Annotated in this window: 14 protein-coding genes and 1 pseudogene; 7 read left to right on the top strand and 8 right to left on the bottom strand. The window is 64.3% G+C overall.

The annotated features are described in order from the left end of the window. Window positions 1-6: 6 nt before the first annotated feature. The 3 genes from IV454_RS18380 to IV454_RS18370 form a co-directional block, all read right to left on the bottom strand. Window positions 7-1,344, bottom strand: a complete 1,338-nt coding sequence (locus IV454_RS18380; RefSeq protein WP_206087252.1) for a 23S rRNA (adenine(2030)-N(6))-methyltransferase RlmJ — start codon at window positions 1,342-1,344, stop codon at window positions 7-9. Window positions 1,345-1,581: 237 nt separating this feature from the next. Continuing rightward, on the bottom strand, window positions 1,582-2,880 hold the full coding sequence (aceA, locus tag IV454_RS18375; protein WP_054267231.1) for an isocitrate lyase: 1,299 nt from the start codon (window positions 2,878-2,880) through the stop codon (window positions 1,582-1,584). A 106-nt stretch (window positions 2,881-2,986) separates the two neighbouring features. After that, on the bottom strand, window positions 2,987-3,391 hold the full coding sequence (locus tag IV454_RS18370) for a hypothetical protein (protein ID WP_206087251.1): 405 nt from the start codon (window positions 3,389-3,391) through the stop codon (window positions 2,987-2,989). Window positions 3,392-3,560: 169 nt separating this feature from the next. Between IV454_RS18370 and IV454_RS18365 the strand changes: the two genes are divergently transcribed. Together IV454_RS18365 and IV454_RS18360 are read left to right on the top strand one after the other, a co-directional pair. Next, window positions 3,561-4,637 (top strand): cache domain-containing protein, encoded by a 1,077-nt coding sequence (locus tag IV454_RS18365; protein ID WP_206087250.1) that lies wholly within the window; start codon window positions 3,561-3,563, stop codon window positions 4,635-4,637. Window positions 4,638-4,658: 21 nt separating this feature from the next. Then, entirely contained in the window at window positions 4,659-5,249 is a 591-nt protein-coding gene (locus IV454_RS18360; RefSeq protein WP_206087249.1) for a DUF8082 domain-containing protein, read from the top strand. A 79-nt stretch (window positions 5,250-5,328) separates the two neighbouring features. Here the strand turns inward: IV454_RS18360 and rraA are convergent, their stop codons facing one another. After that, complete coding sequence (rraA, locus tag IV454_RS18355; RefSeq protein ID WP_206087248.1) at window positions 5,329-5,823, bottom strand: ribonuclease E activity regulator RraA; 495 nt, start codon at window positions 5,821-5,823, stop codon at window positions 5,329-5,331. 978 nt (window positions 5,824-6,801) lie between these two features. After that, window positions 6,802-8,013, bottom strand: a complete 1,212-nt coding sequence (locus tag IV454_RS18350) for an MFS transporter (protein WP_206087247.1) — start codon at window positions 8,011-8,013, stop codon at window positions 6,802-6,804. Window positions 8,014-8,121: 108 nt separating this feature from the next. Between IV454_RS18350 and IV454_RS18345 the strand changes: the two genes are divergently transcribed. Continuing rightward, window positions 8,122-8,913 (top strand): AraC family transcriptional regulator, encoded by a 792-nt coding sequence (locus IV454_RS18345; protein WP_206087246.1) that lies wholly within the window; start codon window positions 8,122-8,124, stop codon window positions 8,911-8,913. 89 nt (window positions 8,914-9,002) lie between these two features. After that, a complete protein-coding gene (locus IV454_RS18340; protein WP_206087245.1) occupies window positions 9,003-10,277 on the top strand; it encodes a TolB-like translocation protein in 1,275 nt (424 codons plus the stop codon). Window positions 10,278-10,345: 68 nt separating this feature from the next. Here IV454_RS18340 and IV454_RS18335 read toward each other — a convergent pair whose 3' ends face one another. Continuing rightward, window positions 10,346-11,314: a questin oxidase family protein gene (locus tag IV454_RS18335; protein ID WP_206087244.1), complete on the bottom strand. Its 969-nt coding sequence runs from the start codon at window positions 11,312-11,314 to the stop codon at window positions 10,346-10,348. Window positions 11,315-11,591: 277 nt separating this feature from the next. Between IV454_RS18335 and IV454_RS18330 the strand changes: the two are divergent. Further along, a pseudogene (locus tag IV454_RS18330) lies at window positions 11,592-13,473 on the top strand (catalase); the annotation flags it as partial. Between the two features lie 308 nt (window positions 13,474-13,781). Here the strand turns inward: IV454_RS18330 and IV454_RS18325 are convergent. Further along, on the bottom strand, window positions 13,782-15,110 hold the full coding sequence (locus tag IV454_RS18325) for a hypothetical protein (RefSeq protein ID WP_206087243.1): 1,329 nt from the start codon (window positions 15,108-15,110) through the stop codon (window positions 13,782-13,784). Window positions 15,111-15,140: 30 nt separating this feature from the next. On the opposite strand from IV454_RS18325, the gene IV454_RS18320 reads away from it, so the two are divergent. Together IV454_RS18320 and IV454_RS18315 are read left to right on the top strand one after the other, a co-directional pair. Beyond that, a complete protein-coding gene (locus IV454_RS18320) occupies window positions 15,141-15,593 on the top strand; it encodes a response regulator (protein WP_206087242.1) in 453 nt (150 codons plus the stop codon). Window positions 15,594-15,934: 341 nt separating this feature from the next. Beyond that, window positions 15,935-16,981 (top strand): NF038122 family metalloprotease, encoded by a 1,047-nt coding sequence (locus tag IV454_RS18315; RefSeq protein ID WP_206087241.1) that lies wholly within the window; start codon window positions 15,935-15,937, stop codon window positions 16,979-16,981. A gap of 64 nt (window positions 16,982-17,045) precedes the next feature. Here the strand turns inward: IV454_RS18315 and clpB are convergent, their stop codons facing one another. Beyond that, window positions 17,046-19,628, bottom strand: a complete 2,583-nt coding sequence (clpB, locus tag IV454_RS18310) for an ATP-dependent chaperone ClpB (RefSeq protein ID WP_054267219.1) — start codon at window positions 19,626-19,628, stop codon at window positions 17,046-17,048. Window positions 19,629-19,647 lie beyond the last annotated feature (19 nt).

The following is a 19,647-nucleotide window of genomic DNA, read 5'->3' as shown; positions in this document are numbered from 1 at the left end:
CCACGCCTAAGGACGGCGTGGACCGCTGTTGCGCGGGCCGGCGGGACGGGCGCTGGACCCGCCTTCGGTTGGACGGCCGCTCTTGCCGGAAGCGGCGGTGGGAGGCCCGCTCTTGCCGGCCACCCCGGTGGCGGCGCCGGTGGGACGGCCGCTCTTGCCAGCCACCCCGGCGGCAGCGCCGGCAGGACGAGCGCTCTTGCCGGCCACGCCGGTGGCGGCGCCAGAGGGACGGCCGCTCTTGCCGGCCAGGCCGACGGCAGAGCCGGCGGAACCTGCGCCGGGGCGCTTGGCGGCCGGCGCACGCGGCGCGGCGCCAGCCTGGCCCGGTGTGCCGGCCGGTGCTTGCCCGGGCAGGCGCAGGCTGCCGGTTCCGGCGGTCGGGCTGGCCTTGCGGGCGTTACCGACCGGCATGCGCACGGCCCCGTTGGCACCGGTGCGGGCGCTGGCCGTGCCGGTCACCTGGGTGCCTTTTTCGATCACGTAGGTGGCGTCGGCGTTCTTGCCCAGCACTTGCACCAGGTAAGGCATCACCTGGCGCAAGGTCGGCTCCAGGGTGTACGGCGGGTTGATGATGAACATGCCGCTACTGTGCAGGCCGAAGCCGTCCGGACCCGGGGTGGTGATGGTCAGGGTGACGTTGAGCCATTCCTTGGCCGCCAGGCGCTTGAGCTTGTCGGCGAACTGGCGCGATTCCATGCGCTGCAGCACCGGATACCAGATCGCATAAATGCCGGACGGGAAACGCACCAGCGCGTCGTCGAGCGCGTCGCGCACCTTGCGGTAATCCTGCTTGTCTTCGTACGGCGGGTCGATCAGGACCAGCGCGCGGCGCGATGGCGGCGGCAGCAGGGTCTTGAGGGCGTGGAAACCATCGCCGCGCTCGATCAGCACACGGCGGCCGCGCGCGCTCGGGCGTTCGCCCTGCGCCGCCGCGTGCGCTTCGACCTTGCGGAAATTATCGGCCAGGATCTTGCTGTCGGCCGGATGCAGCTCGAACAGGCGCAGCTTGTCGTGCTCGCGCATGAGCTTGTCGGCGCAGTATGGCGAACCCGGGTAGTAGCGCATCTTGCCGCTCGGATTGAGTTCCTTGATCAGCTTGACGTAGTCGGCCAGGGGCTTGGGCAAGTCATTGCGCTCCCACAGCGGGCCGATGCCGGTTTCGTACTCGGCGTTCTTGGACGCGTAACCGCCATCGAGCGCATACACGCCGGCACCGGAGTGGGTGTCGATATAGGTGTAGGCCGTGTCTTTCTGATTCATGTATTCGTGCAGCTGAATCTGCACGAAATGTTTCAGGACGTCGGCGTGATTACCCGCGTGAAAGGCGTGGCGGTAGCTCAACATAGCTTGGGTATTCCATAAAAAAGGGGGATCTGAGCCGCCATTATCCTCTATAAAGGCGGTTCGGACGCAAAAAGCGCGTAAATGCACAACGCCCTCCCCCTTGGCCGCGCACCCTGGAGCAGGGACGGACAAGGGAGAAGGCGCTGTGCGTTTCCACCCGTGGGGGCGCGCGATGGCCCGTCTCCAAGCCATCGCGCTGGCGGCGCTCCTTGTGGAAGCGCCGCGGATCAATAGCGTTTAAGCTACTTTCTTTTCGTCGAAGAATTGTTCATCTTCGGTCGAACCATGCAGCGCGGTGGTCGAGCTCTGGTTTTGCTGGATGGTCTGGGTGACGGCGTCGAAATAGCCGGTACCGACTTCGCGCTGGTGCTTGACGGCCGTGAAGCCCTTGTCGGCAGCGGCGAATTCGGCTTCCTGCAGTTCCACGAAGGCCGACATCTGACGGCGCGCATAACCGTGCGCCAGGTTGAACATGCCGTAGTTCAGGGCATGGAAGCCGGCCAGGGTGATGAACTGGAACTTGTAACCCATGGCGCCCAGTTCTTTCTGGAACTTGGCAATGGTGGCATCGTCCAGGTTCTTTTTCCAGTTGAACGATGGCGAGCAGTTGTAAGCCAGCATCTTGCCTGGGAACTTGGCGTGCACGGCATCGGCGAACTGCTTGGCGAAAGCCAGGTCCGGCTTGCCGGTTTCGCACCAGACCAGGTCGGCGAACGGTGCGTAGGCGATGGCGCGCGAAATGGCTTGCTCGATGCCCGGACGGACTTTGTAGAAGCCTTCCACGGTGCGTTCGCCGGTGCAGAATTCACGGTCGTTGTCGTCCACGTCGGAGGTCAGCAGGTCGGCCGCTTCGGCATCGGTACGGGCGATCACCAGGGTCGAGGTGCCCATCACGTCGGCCGCCAGGCGCGCCGCGGTCAGCTTTTCGACTGCTTCACGGGTTGGCACCAGCACTTTGCCGCCCATGTGGCCGCATTTCTTGACCGACGCCAGCTGATCTTCGAAGTGAACGCCGGCGGCGCCCGCGTCGATCATCGACTTCATCAGTTCATAAGCGTTCAGTACGCCGCCGAAACCGGCTTCCGCGTCGGCGATGATCGGTGCGAAGTAATCGATGTCATCCTTGCCTTCGGACCATTGGATCTGGTCGGCGCGCTGGAAGGTGTTGTTGATGCGGCGCACGACCAGCGGCACCGAGTTGGCCGGGTACAGCGATTGGTCGGGATACATTTCGCCAGCGACGTTGGCGTCGCCTGCGACTTGCCAGCCGGACAGGTAGATGGCTTTCAAGCCGGCCTTGACCTGCTGCATGGCCTGGTTGCCGGTCATGGCGCCGAGCGCGTTGACGAAAGGCTCGTTATTCACCAAATCCCACAATTTTTCCGCGCCACGCTTGGCCAGGGTGTGCTCGATCTTGAGCGAGCCGCGCAGACGCACCACGTCGGCTGCGGTGTAGTTACGTACAACGCCTTTCCAGCGTGGGTTGGTGTCCCAGTCTTTTTGCAGGTCTGCTACTTGCTGTTCACGAGTTGCCATGGTGTTCTCCTAATTGAAAGCCGAGTTAAGAAACGAAATGCCTTAGACAAATCATAGACCTTTTTGCGCGCTGCAACAACACTCTTATATAAGACATATAACTAAATTAAATTCGTTTTAAATCAATTACTTGAAAATCGAATCCCGCGATACGAAATGAAATTTCTCCAAATGGAAGCAGCTTGGCGCGCTTTATTGCGGCACCGTTTTGCATCGTGAAATGCCATGCGCGCCTGATGAAATCGCCGGGCGAGGGCTGCCACGGCCGCGCACGCGCCGCGGCATGAGTTGCTGTTGAGCCAACAATCGGCGGCGCTTCTGTTGCAGCAAAGGCACACGAACGGGCAATTCTCACGAAAAACAACGAGAACCCGCCTAAAACACATGCTTTTCGTAAAGCCCGGTATAATAATGTGCTTACGGGCAACCCTGCATCACTGCTGTCGTAATCCGCCCCCACCTCTCCCAACAGATTGCGGCGCGGACATGGCAGACAGTGCAATTCTACCAACCAATACCTCCGAAATATCGATCTCGCCGCACGGCAGAACGAGCGAGATGGTTGCCAAATATAAAAAGCCCGGCACCCTGTTGAGTGCCGGCCCGGCAATCGGTATCTTGATGTCCGATGCGCTGGACGATCTGCCACGTCAAGCAGACCTACATTACGAATGCACCTCATGAACTCAAAATTTAATCTAAACATTTTTCACAAAGTACTCATCACCTTGCTCGCGGTCACCTTGATTCCGTTGTGCACCTTATGGTTTGTGAGTAACCGCGCGGCGCAGCAGGAGTTGACCAACAACGTGTCGACCAACCTGGTCTCGACCATGAACACGGTCGCCACCGGCATCAACGCCTGGGACGACACCAATCTGCGCGCGATGGCCCAGACCACCCGCCTGAAAGACATCATCTCGATGAAGGCCGAGCTGCAAAATCCGATCCTGGTCAGCACCGGCGCCACCTACGAATGGTCGTACCTGATGTTTACGGTCTTGCCGGACGGCACCAACGTCGGCCGCAACGACGGCGGCGCTCCGACCCCGTACGGCGACCGTGGCTACTTCCAGCAAGTGATCAAAGGCCAACCGGTGGGCCGCCAGGTCGTGATCGGCAAAACCAGCGGCAAGCCGGCACTGATCCTGGCCACCCCGATCCGCAACGCCGACGCCACCCTGGTCGGCGTGCTGGCCATGTCGATGTACCTGACCGATATTTCCAAGATCGTGACCGATACCCGCATCGGCGAAACCGGCCGCGCCATCCTGCTCGACGCCAGCCACAAGGTGATCGCCCACGGCGACGCCTCCAAGGTGCGTACCGCGCTGCAGGATTTCAGCGCCTACCCGGCCCTCAAGGTGGCCGGCATTGCCGATGCCCCGACCGTGTACACCTCGGAAGACCGTAAAGTGATCGGTTTCATGCGTAAATTGCCACAAGGCTGGACTTTGCTGATTGAACAAGATTACGATGAAGCATACGCAACACTGAATAAAATGGAACGCGAAGCGCGCATCCTGATCGCCGTCACCATGGCGCTGGTCATCGGCGTGGCGATTTTCCTCGGCAAGGCACTGACCAGCCCGATCAACGAACTGACCGCGATTGCCCGTCAGCTCAGCAACGGCGAACTGCAAGTCAATATCCCGCAAACGGCGCGCGGCGATGAAATTGGCTCGCTGGCCCGTGCCATTGACCGTCTCGGCGTCAGCATTCAGCTGGCAATGGATCGCCTGCGTAAGAAGGTTTGATACGGATGAGAGGTTACTAATATGACACAGCCGGATTTCATTCCGTTTATCGATGTGGTCGACCAGATCGCCAGCTTTTGCTCGCAGCGGGTCACCGGGACGGCGTTGCTGATCAGCGACGACAACCGCATGGCCCAGGTCCACCTGCAAGGCGGCAAGATCGTCTTCATCCTGTGCCGCGGCCGCCGCGGCCGCGATGGCCTGGCGATCATGCGCACCATGCAGAATGCGCGCCTGACCCTGGACAAGGCCGGCGTCGTCAATGCCGACGGACTGGACTGGCCGACCGAGATCGTGCTCGGCTACCTCGACGGTACCCTGGACGACTTGCCGGGTAACGGCGTGCTGGGCGGTGCCGCAGCGCGTCCGGCCGCCGCCGCGGCGCGTCCGGCCGCCACCCCGGGCCTCACGGCCGACATCAAGGCCACCTTGCAAAAGTGCCTGGTGAAGTATGTGGGACCGATGGCGGAAATTGTCTGCGGCGACCATTTCGATGGCGCCACCGATGTGCGCGCCGTGGTCATGGCCCTGGCCAAGGAAATTCCGAACGAGGACCAGGCCGCCAAGTTCAAGGTCGACGTCGCCAAGGCGCTCGACATGCCGGCGTTCTAGGCCCGCGTTCCCGTCCTCCCTGCGCGCGCCGGCCCGGCCGCCGCGCGCAGTGTTGTTGCGCTATCGCTTCCCGCGCGCCTCAGGCCAGCTTCTGCTGCGCCACCACGATGCCATCGGCATCGGCATACAACCAATCCCCCGGCTGCACCGCCACCCCGCTGACGCAGATGCGCACATTGCGTTCGCCCGCGCCCAGCTTGCTGCTTTTGCGCGGATGGGTAGCCAGCGCGCGCACCCCGATGGCGCAGGCATTGATCTCGTCGCTGTCGCGCACGCAGCCATCGACCACGATGCCGCTCCAGCCATTGTTCTGCGCCAGCACGGCCAGCTGGCCGCCGACCAGCGCGCGGCGCAGGCTGGCGCCGCCATCGATGACCAGCACGTTGCCGTTGCCGGGCGCTTCGAGCGTGGCGCGCACCAGGGCATTGTCTTCGAACACCTTGAGGGTGGTGACCTTGCCGCAAAAGCGCAGGTGCTGCCCGAAATGCCTGAACAGCGGCGGCAGCACGGCCAGGCGGCCGTCTTCCAGCAGTTCGGGATGGTCGTCGCACAGGTCGGTGGTGGCAAAGGTCATGTCGGTTCGCTCGCAAAAAGGGAAAGTAGAGTGATTTTAAGCCATCGGCGCGTGCTGCTGCCCTGACTTGACGCCGACCGTGGCACCCGCGCTCCGGTTCCCGTCCGGGAAAATCATGTGCGGCAAGGGCGACGCACAAGAGTGACGCATCACAAGCGCGGCGCAAACAGCGCGGACGGGCGCGCGCCGCGGCGCCATAATCGATTCCTCTTTCTCGACCAGGGGGCATGCATGCTCAGCGCGCTGTCACAGCTCCGGCGTATGTGGGACATCGTCACCGCCATCGCCAAATTGCCGCACGCCCAACTGCAGTTCGACGCGGCCCTTGCGCCCGCCGAGGTGAGCGCCGCCTACTACAACTTCACACGGCGCCACCCGCGCTACCGCATCATCGGCAACAAGACCATCGGCGCGGCCCTGGTCGACATCGAGCAGTTCGCCACACCCGCGCACTACCGCGAATCGATCGCCGAACGCAACTGGGGCGGCTATTTCGCGCGCCGCGCCCAGGCGCGCGGCTACCGCTTCGCCAGCATCGAGCGCAACCGCTACGCCGACGACATCCATGCCATCAACCAGTCCATGCCCGAGCGCCAGGGGCGGCCCATGGCTTCCGGCTACCAGGAGCGCACGGCGCACTACACCGACCGCGCGCACTACCGCTACTACGGCGTGCTCGACAAATCCGGCAAGCTGATGGCCTATTGCGAGCTGGGTATCTACGGCAACTTTGCGCTGTTCTCGCGCCTGCTCGGCTACCGCAACAATGACGGCATCATGCACTTCATGATCGTCGAAATCGTCAGCCTGCTGATCGCCGAACGGCGTGTGCGCTACGCCATGTACGACACCTGGTTCGGGGCGTCCGAGGGTTTGCGGCGCTTCAAGACCATCCTCGGCTTCAAGCCTTACCGGGTGCGCTACGCCCTGCTCGCGGCGCAGCGTCCGCAAGCGGCCAGCCAAGCTGCGTGCGCCGGCTCAGGCCTGCTTGAGCTGGGGCGAACGGCTGCTGCCGCCCACGGTCAGGGCGGTGCCGATCGCCAGCACCTGAAACAGGGCGATGCAGCCGAACACCCAGGCCGGGTGACCGCCATCCATCAGGGTGCCGAACAGGAGCGGGCCGAGCGCCAGTCCACTGTCGAGGCCCGAATACACGATGCCGAACACGCGCCCGGTGGCGTTGTCCGGCGCCGCGGCGCGGATCAGTAAATCGCGCGAAGGACCGGCGACGCCGGCCGCCAGGCCGATGCCGCCCATCAGCACCAGCGCCATCCAGCCCGGCACCACGGCCGCGCCCACCAGCAGCGCCATCAGCGCGGCGCAGATGAAGGACAGGGCAATCGTGCGGTCGTGGCGCCGGGCGCGCGCGGCCAGGAAGCCGCCCAGCACCATGCCGCCGGCGGAAGCGAGCATATAGGCCGTGTAGGCGGTGGTGGCCTGGGCCAGCGAAATGCCGTACAGCGCCACCAGACTGGCCGACGAAAAGCTCTGGATGCCGCCCAGCGCGATGGCGGTCAGGAAAAAGAAACCAAAGCTCATCCAGACGGCCGGCAACCTCATGAAGGCGAACGAGCCATGCCGCGGCACGCCGGCCGCCTGCACCGGGGCCGGATCGGCGTGCAGATGGGCGCGCTGGGCGAACAGCAGCGCCAGGGTGACGAAGGGAATGGCGGCGGCCGACAGCAGCGCCACCCGCCAGCCGGCCAGCGCGGCGATGCCGGCCAAAAACGCGGGCGCGGCCGCCCAGCCCAGGTTGCCGCTGATGCCGTGTAGCGAAAACGCGTGGGCGATGCGCGCCCGGCTGACGCGCTGGTTCAGCAAGGTGTAGTCGGCCGGATGAAATACGGCGTTGCCCAGGCCGGCCAGCATGGAACCGGCCGCCAGCATGGCGTAGGTTTGCGCCCCGGCCAGCACCAGGGCCGCCGTACCGAGCAGCGCCAGCCCGCAAAACAGCACGCGGCGCGCGCCGACCCGGTCCACCACGAAGCCGGACAGGGCCTGGCCGATGCCGGAGACGACGAAGAACATGGTCATCAGCAAGCCGAGCTGCGCATACGACAGATCGAAAGCGGGTTTGAGCCACGGAAACAGAGCCGCCAGGATCAGGTGATAGAAGTGCGATACGCCGTGGGCCAGGGAAACAAGCCCGATGACGCGCGCATCCTCGCGCAGGGAAGGTGTGTTCATCATGCATCCTTGAATAAGCAAATATAAGCAAACCCCAGTGTAAGTAAAAAACCATCGACAGTTTTGAGACAGGGAGCCATACTTTGTCGCAAATCCGCCAATCGCATGCGCATGAGCCTGACCATCCTGACCCATACCCGCTGGCAGCCGTCCGGCACCGAACCGACGCCGGCGCGCCCGGTGCGCGCCCTCGCCCGCGACCTCGACGTCACCCAGTGGCTAGCCCCGCACCAGCATGCCTGGGGCCAGCTGACCTTCGCCCTGAGCGGGGTGCTGCGCGTGACCACGCCAGGCAGCAGCTGGATCGTGCCGCCCCTGCGCGCGATCTGGATTGCCCCGAATGTGGTGCACGCCATCCACGTGCTCGAAACGGCCCGCCTGCGCCCGCTGTGCATCCTGGCCGCGCGCGCCCCGTTCGAGGGCGAGGAATGCCGGGTGCTGGCTGTGTCGGTGCTGCTGCGCGAGATGATCATCGCCCTCGGCCAGACCGGGCCGGGGCCGCGCGAGCACTTGCTGGCCGAGCTGATCCTCGACGAATTGCCCGGCGCCGCCACCCGCCCGATGCGCGTGCCGCTGCCGCGCGACAAACGCCTGGGCGCCCTGTGCGCGGCCCTGATCGAGGACCCGGCCTGCCAGCTGACCCTGGGCCAGTTGGCGGCCCAGGTCGGCGCCTCCGAGCGCACCCTGACCCGCCTGTTCGAGCGCGAACTGGGCATGCGCTTCGGCCACTGGCGCCAGCAGGTGCGCCTGGCGCACGCCGCGCCGCTGATCGCGCGCGGCATGCCGCTGTCGCAGGTGGCCGGGGAGCTCGGCTACGCCAGCCAGTCGGCCTTTTCGGCGATGTTCAAGAAAACCTTCGGCAGTTCGCCCACCGCTTTTTTTGCCGACGATAACGCGCGCTGAGCTGCGCCGTGACAAATAGTGTATTTTTGATCAGCATTAAGCACGTATAGTGAGCGCTTCCCTGTCGGCCCAATTTGAGGAGTTTTCTGGTGGTTTTACTTATCGGTTTTGCGCTGTTCGTCTGCCTGGTCATCCTGTTCTACCGCGTGACGGACGCGCCGAAGGAGGCTGCGGCAGGCAGTTCAGGCAGTGCGGGCGCCGCCGGCTCGGCCAACATCTCCGGCATCGGGGTGGCGTACATCTCGAACGGCAAGCTGTTTTACCAGCCCGAGGGCGGCGCGCTGCGCCAGTTACACAGTCCCTACATCCAGGAGATCGAAGACCGTCTGGCGCGCAGCAACGAGCGCAATTCGTGGAAGAAAAACACCAGCTTCGAAGTGGGCGCCTACGGACAGATGAAGCAGTTCGGCGACGCCGCCAACGGGATCCGCTATACCTCGGCCCAGTTCGACCAGCATCAGGCTATCCTGTATTTCCTGAGCGACCAGGGCATCGGCGGCCTGTTTTCCTTCAACCTGGAGACGGGCGTGGAAACGCGCATCGTGCACCGCCAGCATCTCGATTTGAGCGACCTGAACCTGAACCGCGAGACCGGCAAGCTGGTCTGCACTTCCTCATCCAAGGACAGCATCACCAACATCGCTACCCTGGATGTGCAGGGCAACAACCTGCGCGAACTGACCGGCGGCGACACGGCCGATTCGGCGCCGTCCTGGTGCGACGACGACAGCATCGTCTACCAGTCGGCCGGACTGGGGCGCGACAGCCAGGGCATGATCGTGGCGCTCGGCCACAGCACCATCCAAAAGCTCGACCTGCGCTCGGGCAAGTTGGACACGGTACTGGACGACGCCAACACCGACTTCCTGCATCCGCGCGTAACAAGCACGGGCGAGCTGCTGTTCATCCGGCGCCCGTACGAGGTGCCGCAATACAGCAGCGGCAATATCTTGCTCGATACCGTACTGTTTCCCTTCCGCCTGCTGCGCGCGGTGTTCCACTACCTGAATTTCTTCTCGATGATGTACAGCCGCAAGCCGCTCACCGGCGCCAGCGGACCGGCGGCCCAGGCCGACGTCAAGGCCATCATCCTCAAGGGCAAGCGCATCGATGCCGAGAAAGCCTTGCGCAGCGAAAGCATGGTGGCCGGCGTGCCCTCGCTGGTGCCGGCCAGCTGGCAACTGGTGCAGCGCAGCCGCTCGGGCGATGACCGTGTGCTGGCGAGCAATGTAGCGTCCTACGACATCACGCCGGCCGGGCAAATCCTCTACTCGAACGGACGCGGCGTATTCCTGCTGGGCGACGACGGTCGCTCGACCCTGGTGCTCAAAGGCGACCTGGTGGGCGACATCATCGCGCGTTGAGTCGGGCCGCCGGGTCGAACACCGCGTCGAGTTCCGCCGGCTGACACAATTGCTCCATTCGGCGCCAGTCACGCGAGCTTGCGCGCCGCAATCGCAAGGTAGCGCGGATCGACATAGACAAGCGACTCGCACCAGGCCGAGTAGCACAGCTTGACGACGTGTGCATCGGTGGCCCGCGCGGCTTGCGCCATGCAGGCTTGCCAGTCAATCCCCGCAGCGGGCGCGGGCGTGGTCGCAGGTGCAGGTTCGACCGTCAGGCTCGCGACCACGACCGCTTCCCACAGATAGCGCAGCGCACGCCGTGGGTCGCCCGCGTACGGCGCCACTACCCGGAAAGCGTGGCAAGCCGTGACAGTGTGCAAGAGCGTGAAATCTTCCTGCGCATGGTAGGCCCCGAGCGCAAACTGCGCCACCTGCCGCAGGTCGAGCGTGGCCGGCTGAATCGCCGTCCCGGCAACGGCGGGATGTCGTGCAGCCTGACGCATGCGGTCGATGATGATGCCATCCCACTGCGCATGGCCGGCAAGCGCACGGGCCAGGCGCGCCGCGATGGCGGCCGGCGCCTCGTCCACCTCGTCCGCCGCCAGATCCAGGGTCACGTGTTCCATGACCCAGTAGGCCAGCGCGGCGCAGGTCTCGTTCCGGTCACCGGCATCGATGGCATACGCAAGCCGGATCAGGCAATGAAAGGCCGACGCCGATACACCAGGCAACAGCCGTGGCACCCAGCCGCGCAATACGGCGTCGAGGCCGTCGCGGCGCACGCTCTCCTGGAAAAACCGGTCGAGGCCGCCGGCGTTGCGCCCCTTGCCCAGCCACTCAAGCGCATCCACCACCGCGCCGACGTCGCCATCGTGCAGCTGCAAGCGGCGCGCATTGACGTCGAACGCGCGTTCCATGGCGTCGGCCGGCGCGCCCATGCGATCGAGCGCGATCAAGGTCATCGGCAAATGATTGGCGAGCCGCTCGCCATACAGCGGCCCGTAGCGCCGGCTGCGCGCCAGCAAGTCCCGGCAGGTATCCGACAACGCCTCCATCCATGTCCTCCGCGTGATCCATCAACCCAACAGACTACCACCAGCCGCCATCGCCCGCACGCCAGGAAAGCGCCCTGATCTCCCGCGCCGCTTGGCCTGCTCGCGATCAATCCCGCGCCGCCGCAGCGATGCAAACTCGACAAGCCAGGGGCGCGGCCCCACTCTTTCAAAGAGGAAATCCATGGTCACACGTAAAAAAAGCGGACCGTCCACCGACGGCGCAGGTTCCATTCTCAGCACCGTCGCGGGTCCCTCGGACCCGACCCTGCCCGGCAGCTTGGGCAGCACCAATCCCCGCGCGCAGCGCTTGCTCGACAAGGCTGGCGGCGAAGCCGACCTGGCCTGACGAGCGGCCCTTCAACGCCACCAAACCGCTCGAATACGGCGACGCGGCGCGCACGCCCCACGCCGGCGAAGCCTATGCCTCGTCCACCCCGCTGGCCACGGCCAGCACCAGCACCGAAAGCATCGCCTCGCCCAAGGTCGGCGCCGGCACCCCGCATCTGGGCGACAACGCCCTGAACAGCTCGCTGGACCGGGTGCGCGCCGACGCTACCGAACAGCGCCTGACCACCAACCAGGCCGTGCCGTTATCGAGCAACCAGGACTCGCTCAAGATCGGCTTGCGCGGCCCGGTCGCGCTGGAAGACTTCGTCCTGCGCGAAAAAATCACGCACTTCGACCACGAGCGCATCCCGGAACGGGTGGTGCATGCGCGCGGTTCGGCCGCGCACGGCTACTTCGAGTCCTACCAGGACTTGTGCCAGCTCACCCGCGCAGCTACCGCATGATGCAAGGCTTCGGCGTGCACACCTTCAAGCTGGTCAACGTCAACGGCGACGTGCGCCTGTGCAAATTCCACTGGACCCCGCTGCAAGGCACCCACTCGCTGGTCTGGGACGAAGCCGTCAAGCTGCGCTGCATCGATACCGATTTCCACCGGCGCGACCTGTGGGAAGCCATCGAGGCCGGCAACGTCCCCGAGTACGAACTGGGCCTGCAAGTATTCACCGAAGACGACGCCGCCACCTTCCCCTTCGACATCCTCGATCCGACCAAGCTGGTCCCGGAGGAATTGGTTCCCGTGTTCCCGGTCGGTAAACTGGTCTTGAACCGCAACCCGGACAATTTCTTCACCGAGACCGAACAAGTGGCCTTTTGCACGCAGCACATTGTTCCGGGCATCGACTTCACCAACGATCCGATCCTGCAGGGCCGCAACCATTCCTATCTGGATACCCAGCTCAGCCGCCTGGGCGGCCCCAACGTCCACGAAATCCCCATCAACCTACCGCTCGCCGAGGTCCACAACAACCAGCGCGAAGGCTTTCACCGCCAAACGGTCAACCGGGGCCGGGGCGATGACGAGCCGAACTCGCTGGCGGGCGGTTGCCCCTTCCAGGCGGGCCGCGCGGGGTTTGTCAGCGTACCCGACCTGGTGGCGGGCAACAAGGTGGGCGGCAAGCCGGAACTGTTTGCCGACCACTACTCGCAAGCGCGCCTGTTCTGGATCAGCCAGAGCGCGCCGGAGCAAGCCCATATCATCGAGGCCTTCCGCTTCGAACTGACGCGCGTGGAAACCTTGGCGATCCGGGTGCGCATGGTGGCCGGCCTGCTCAATGTCGATGCTGCCCTGGCGCGCGCCGTGGCGGCTGGCCTGGGCATCGCCGTGCCGGCCCCGCTGCCGCTGGCCACCACCCTGCCGCTGCCCGTGTATGCGCCCTCGCCCGCCCTCTCCCTGCTCAGCCGTCCTGGTGTGGCCGGCATCCGCACGCGCCAGGTGGCCATCCTGGTTGCCTCCGGCACGGATGGCGCATTGGCGCGCGCCATCTACACCGCCTTGCTGGACGATGGCGCGGTGCCGCGTCTGCTAGGCCAGCGGCTCGGCCCGGTCAGCTCGCTCGACGGCCAGCCCCTGCAGGTGGAAATCACCTTCGAAGCGAGCCCCTCGGTCGTGTACGACGCGATGGTGCTGCCCGGCGGTGACGACGCCGCCATCGCGCTCGGCCGCGATCCCACCGGCCTTGCCGGACGGCTGCGACGATCCCGGCATCATCAACGCCAATGCCAATTTGGCGGCGCAAGCGCTCAAGCAGTTCAACACGGCCCTCGCGCGGCACCATACTTTTGCACGTGAAACCGATCCGCCAACCGTGTAAGCAACGGCGTGTGTGGTAAAGCCGGCTCTGCGCCGGCTTTTTTGTGCGGCGCAAAATAGTGGCGCCATCTGCGCTTTGTCCATACGCCGACTGAAAAATGCCGAAAAAGTAGCAAAAATCAATACCAAATCCCCCTTCTCCGCGTGTGCATCCGGCCTGTCGCAGAACAAGAAAACACGAATGCTTACAACCATCCATCGTGTTCTGGCGCGCAGCGGTGTATCATTGTTGCCTACAACCAAGATCGCCTTTTATTAACCAATTGCCTTGAAAAAAGGTAACGACGGAGAGCTGTTCGCGTGTTTACTTCAAGTTACGAAACAAATGTCGGCATTGGCGTTTTGATAGTAGTGCTCCTCTACGTGGCCTACCGTGTCGTCGTGCACGTATTGCGCGAACGGGAAATCAAAGCCCTGCAACAGCGTGATGAACCTACCCTGTCCGTCGATACCGACCAGGCCAAGGAATTCGCCCGCATCCAGGCCGAGAAGGAAGCCGCCGAGGAAGCGGAACGGGTGGAGGCGGAGCGCCTCGCCGCCGCCGCGCGCGCCGCCGAGGAGCAGGCAAAACTGGAGCGGCTGGCCGCGCTGGAAGAAGAACGTCTCGAAGGCGAGCGCCTTGCGGCGGCCGCCGAAGCGCAGGAGCGTGCCGCGGCAGCCGAGGCGGAACGGCTCGAAGCCGTGCTCGAAGCCGCCCGCCTCGACCTTGAACGCCTGGCCCTTGCCGAGGAAGCCGCGCGCCGTGAAGCCGAGCGCCTTGCGCTGATCGAAGCCGAACGCATCGAAGGTGAACGCATCGCTGCCGCCGAGGCGGCCCGTGTCGAGGCCGAACGCATCGCCGCAGCGGACGCGGCGCGCCTGGAAGCGGAGCGTGTTGCCGCCGCTGAAGCCGCCCGTCTGGAAGCCGAGCGCATCGCCGCTGCCCAAGCCGCGCACCTGGAAGCGGAGCGCGTCGCCGCCGCCGAAGCCGCCCGCCTGGAAGCCGAACGCATTGCCGCCGCCGAAGCCGCGCGCCTGGAAGCCGAACGCATTGCCGCCGCCGACCTTGCCCGCCTGGAAGCGGAACGTCAGGCCGCCGAGGAAGCGGCGCGCCAGGAAGCCCAACGCCTTGCCGACGAACATGCCGCGCAGCTGGAAGCGAAACGCATCGCCGACGAGCACGCCGCACAACTGGAAGCGCAACGCATCGCCGACGAGCAGGCGGCCGAGCTGGAAGCGAAGCGCCTGGCCGACGAACATGCCGCCCAGCTGGAAGCCGAACGCATCGCCGCGATTGCAGCGGCCCAAGGTGAAGCCGACCGCATCGCCGCCGAAGATGCAGCGCGGCGCGAAGCCGAGCGCCTTGCCGCTGAAGAAGCCGAACGCATCGAAGCCGACCGTCGTGCCGCCGACGAGGCCGCCCGCCTCGAAGCACAGCGCCGTGCCGAGGCCGAAGCGGCGCGCTTGCACGCCGAACAGGAAGCCAAGGCGGAAGCGCAACGGATTGCCGCTGAAGAAGCCGCCCGCCTTGACACGGAACGCCTGGCCGCCGAGCAAGCCGCTCGCATCGCAGCCGAACAGATCGAATTGGCACGGATTGCGGCGGAGCAAGCTGCAAGGGTGGAAGCCGTCCGCATCGCGGCCGAACAGGCAGCGCAAGCGCAACGCCTCGCAGCAGCAGCCCCGGCCGTGGAAGCCGCCGTCCCGCAGCAGCCTGCCGCTGCGGCGGCCCCGGTCGCTCCGGCAAGGGTGATCGAGCCGAAAGCGGCCGCGGACACCGTCGTCATGATCGCGGACGACTCCAAGGTGGTGCGGGTAAAAACCAATCGCTTGCTGGTCAACAATCAATTCCAGGTGGCGATGGCGGAAGATGGCCTCGATGCGATGAAACAGATCGCCGCGCGCATGCCCGACGTCCTGATCACCGACGTCGAAATGCCCGGCATGAACGGGTTTGAGCTGACCCGGCACGTGCGCGAGAACCCGCTGACGGCGCATATTCCCGTGATCATGATCAGTGCCGAGGAAAGCTACCAGACCAAGGCCGCCGACGCCGGCGTCGACGTACTGCTTGGCAAGCCATATTCGGATGCCGTGATGCTCGACCACATCCAGCGCTTCATGCGCCAGGGCCGCGGCTGATCTTCCAGCGCCGGGCCGCACGGCCCCGCTCCTTCAAAAACCGTCCTTCCCGCAACCGCGGGCAGGGCGGTTTTTTGCTTTCCGGGCCAGCCGGTCCGCACGGCTCCACTATCTCCCATCTGCCCTCCATGACTGTCGGAAATCTTTACAGTCGAAGTGTGACATTCCGCCTCTTCCAAAATTTCATCTTTAGTAACAAGGGCTTAACATTCGGGCGCGAAACTTGCTCTTTAGCGTAAGTTTTAGAGAGTAACTCATCCGTGCAATGCTGTTCAGCATGAAGCGTGATGAGAAATATATTAATAGTCTGATTCCAATCAGCGACACCTTGAAAAGCGGAAATGAAAACTTTAAAACGTTTACTGAAGATCGCGCCGGTCCTCCTGTGCGCTTACGCGGGCTCGGCCCAGGCACTCGTCATCAACTTCACGCCGGCACCCGGCATGGATCCGCTGGCGCTGGCCGGCTTCCAAGCCGCCGCCGCGCGCTGGACCAATGTCTTTCAGGACAATGTCCAGGTCAACCTGAACATCGGCTTCCTGGCGCTCGATCCGGGTGTGCTCGGTTCGACCAGCTCGACCCAGGAACTGTTCAGCTACGATGGCTACCGCAAGGCGCTCGCCAAGGATGCCTGGAGCATCAGCGACAAGACCGCCGTGGCGAACCTGTCGAAAAGCAGCTGCCTGAACGTGATCATGAACGGCACCGGCACCAACCCGTCTGGTGTCGGCAGCGCCACGCCCTTCCTGGACGATAACTGCGACGACAACAACAGCAATATCCGCATGACCCGCGCCAACGCGCGCGCGCTCGGCCTGGCCGACGCCAAGGACAAGATTTCCGACGGCGAAATCAATTTCAGCAGCCTGTTCGACTGGGACTTCGATCCGAGCAATGGCGTCGATGGCAAGGCTTACGATTTCATCGGCGTGGCCGCGCACGAAATCGGCCACGCGCTCGGCTTCATCAGCGGCGTGGACGTGCTCGACTACAACCGCGACGGCGACTACGCCGACGCCGAGTTCACCTACATCGCCCCGGGCGACCTGTATCGCTGCTCAAGCCACAGCAAGAAAAAAGCGGCGGACCTGGACTGGTCGGCCGACACCCGCACCAAGTACTTCTCGCTCGATAAGTGCCAGACCACCCTGGCGACCTTCTCCACCGGCTCGGTCTATGGCGATGGCCAGCAGGCCAGCCACTGGCAGGACGACATGCATCTGGGCCTGCTCGACCCGACCGCCGGCCATGGCGAAAAGCTCGGCCTGACGCCATTGGATGTGCAGTATTTTGACGTGATCGGCTGGAACGTGGTTCCCGAGCCGGGCACGATTGCGCTCTTCATGCTTGGCCTGGCAGGCCTGGCCGGCGTGCGCCGCAAGCGGTAAATACCAAGATGGCGCGGGCGGGCCAGATGCCCGCCCGCGCCAGTTCGACTAGCGCAACCCGTGCTTACTCGAACGTCAGCACACCGTTCCTGACCCGTACCGGGATCTGGTCCTTCGGTCCGAAGCGGCCCGACAAGATCAGCTTCGACAGCGGATTTTCGATCTGCTGCTGGATGGCGCGCTTGAGCGGGCGCGCGCCATACACCGGGTCGTAGCCCGCCTCCGCGATCTTCTGCAAGGCTTCTTCCGACACATCGAGCGTCATTTCCATCTTCGCCAGGCGCTGCTCCAGGTGCTTGAGCTGGATCTTGGCGATAGCGCCGATGTTCTTCTCGTCGAGCGCATGGAACACCACGATCTCGTCGATCCGGTTGATGAACTCCGGCCGGAAGTGCGAGCGCACCTCCGCCATCACCGCCAGCTTGACCACACCGGGATCGTCGCTGTCCATCGACTGGATCTTGTGCGATCCCAGGTTCGAGGTCATCACGATCACCGTGTTCTTGAAGTCCACCGTGCGTCCCTGGCCATCGGTCATGCGGCCATCGTCGAGCACTTGCAGCAGCACGTTGAAGACATCGCTGTGCGCCTTTTCGACTTCATCGAGCAGGATCACGCTGTACGGTTTGCGCCGCACCGCTTCGGTCAGGTAACCGCCTTCGTCGTAACCCACGTAGCCGGGCGGCGCGCCGATCAGGCGGGCCACCGAATGCTTCTCCATGAATTCGCTCATGTCGATGCGGATCATCGACTCCTCGGTATCGAACAGGAAGCCCGCCAGCGCCTTGCACAACTCGGTCTTGCCCACACCAGTGGGGCCGAGGAACATGAAGGAACCATACGGACGGTTCGGGTCCGACAGGCCGGCGCGCGAACGCCGGATGGCGTCGGACACGGCGACAATCGCCTCGTCCTGCCCCACCACCCGCTCGTGCAGCTTTTCCTCGATGTGCAGCAGCTTGTCACGCTCGCCCTGCATCATGCGCGAGACCGGAATGCCGGTCGCGCGCGAGACCACCTCGGCGATTTCCTCGGCGCCGACCTGGGTGCGCAGCAGCTTCGGCTTGGCGTTTTCGGCGGCCCGCGTGGTATCGGCTTCGGCGTGCTTGAGTTGCGCTTCGAGTTCGGGCAATTTGCCGTACTGGAGTTCCGATACCTTCTGCCAGTTGCTGCTCCTCGTCGCTTCTTCCATCTGCAGGCGCACGCGCTCGATCTCTTCCTTGATGTGCGTGGTGCCCTGCACGATCGCTTTTTCCGACTTGAGGATTTCCTCGAAATCGTTGTACTCGCGTTCCAGGCGCACGATTTCCTCGTCGATCAGGTCCAGCCGCTTGCGCGACGCCTCGTCCTTTTCCTTCTTGACCGCTTCGCGTTCGATTTTCAGCTGGATGATGCGGCGTTCCAGCTTGTCCATCACTTCCGGCTTGGAATCGATCTCGATCTTGATCTTCGAAGCCGCTTCGTCGATCAGGTCGATCGCCTTGTCCGGCAAGAAGCGGTCGGTGATGTAGCGGTGCGACAGTTCGGCCGCGGCGATGATGGCGGCGTCGGTGATTTCCACCTTGTGATGCAGCTCGTACTTGTCCTGCAAACCGCGCAGGATGGCGATGGTCGCTTCCACGCTCGGCTCGTCGACGATGATCTTCTGGAAGCGGCGCTCCAGCGCGGCATCCTTCTCGATATACTTGCGGTACTCGTCGAGCGTGGTCGCGCCGACGCAATGGAGTTCGCCGCGCGCCAGCGCCGGCTTGAGCATATTGCCCGCGTCCATGGCGCCTTCGGCCTTGCCGGCGCCGACCATCGTGTGCATTTCATCGATGAAGACGATGGTCTGGCCCTCGTCCTGCGCCAGTTCCTTGAGCACGGACTTGAGGCGTTCCTCGAATTCGCCGCGGTACTTGGCGCCGGCCAGCAGGGCCGCCATGTCGAGCGAGAGCACGCGCTTGCCCTTGAGCGAATCGGGCACCTCGCCGTTGATGATGCGCTGCGCCAGGCCTTCGACGATGGCGGTCTTGCCCACCCCAGGCTCGCCGATCAGCACCGGGTTGTTCTTGGTGCGGCGCTGCAGCACCTGGATGGCGCGCCGGATTTCATCATCGCGCCCGATCACCGGATCGAGCTTGCCCAGGCGGGCGCGCTCGGTCAGGTCGAGCGTGTATTTTTTCAGCGATTCGCGCTGGCCCTCGGCGTCGGCCGACTTCACGCCCTCGCCGCCGCGCACGGCCTGGATCGCCGTTTCGAGCGCCTTGCGTGTCAGGCCGCTTTCGCGCGCCAGGGTACCGGCATCGGACTTGTCCTCGGTCAGCGCCAGCAGCACCATTTCGCTGGACAGGAACTGGTCGCCGCGCTTCTGCGCTTCCTTGTCGGCCAGATTGAGCACGCCGACGAACTCGCGCCCCGCCTGCACCTGGCCGCCGTTGCCCGACACCTTGGGCAGGCGTTCCAGGGAACTGCGCAGGGCCGTGGTCAGGCTGCCCACGTTCACGCCGGCGCGCTGCAGCAGCGAACGCGCGGCGCCGTCGTCCTGGTTCAGCAGGGCCGACAGCAGGTGGACCGGTTCGATATACTGATTGTCATTGCCCACCGCGAGGCTTTGCGCATCGGACAGCGCTTCCTGCAGTTTGGTGGTCATCTTGTCTTGGCGCATGGTCGAGCTCCACAAAAAG

Origin of the sequence: Massilia antarctica, from assembly GCF_015689335.1 — a bacterium.
GTDB lineage: Bacteria > Pseudomonadota > Gammaproteobacteria > Burkholderiales > Burkholderiaceae_D > Telluria_A > Telluria_A antarctica.
Note: the sequence above shows the minus strand (reverse complement) of the source record. Positions and strands in the feature narration are given on the sequence as shown.

Excerpts from the sequence above, each read along its gene's own strand:
- rraA (WP_206087248.1), bottom strand. The coding sequence starts at position 5,823 with ATGACCTTTGCCACCACCGACCTGTGCGACGACCATCCCGAACTGCTG.
- aceA (WP_054267231.1), bottom strand. The coding sequence starts at position 2,880 with ATGGCAACTCGTGAACAGCAAGTAGCAGACCTGCAAAAAGACTGGGAC.
- IV454_RS18335 (WP_206087244.1), bottom strand. The coding sequence starts at position 11,314 with ATGGAGGCGTTGTCGGATACCTGCCGGGACTTGCTGGCGCGCAGCCGG.
- IV454_RS18345 (WP_206087246.1), top strand. The coding sequence starts at position 8,122 with ATGAGCCTGACCATCCTGACCCATACCCGCTGGCAGCCGTCCGGCACC.
- IV454_RS18380 (WP_206087252.1), bottom strand. The coding sequence starts at position 1,344 with ATGTTGAGCTACCGCCACGCCTTTCACGCGGGTAATCACGCCGACGTC.
- clpB (WP_054267219.1), bottom strand. The coding sequence starts at position 19,628 with ATGCGCCAAGACAAGATGACCACCAAACTGCAGGAAGCGCTGTCCGAT.
- IV454_RS18315 (WP_206087241.1), top strand. The coding sequence starts at position 15,935 with ATGAAAACTTTAAAACGTTTACTGAAGATCGCGCCGGTCCTCCTGTGC.
- IV454_RS18350 (WP_206087247.1), bottom strand. The coding sequence starts at position 8,013 with ATGATGAACACACCTTCCCTGCGCGAGGATGCGCGCGTCATCGGGCTT.
- IV454_RS18360 (WP_206087249.1), top strand. The coding sequence starts at position 4,659 with ATGACACAGCCGGATTTCATTCCGTTTATCGATGTGGTCGACCAGATC.
- IV454_RS18365 (WP_206087250.1), top strand. The coding sequence starts at position 3,561 with ATGAACTCAAAATTTAATCTAAACATTTTTCACAAAGTACTCATCACC.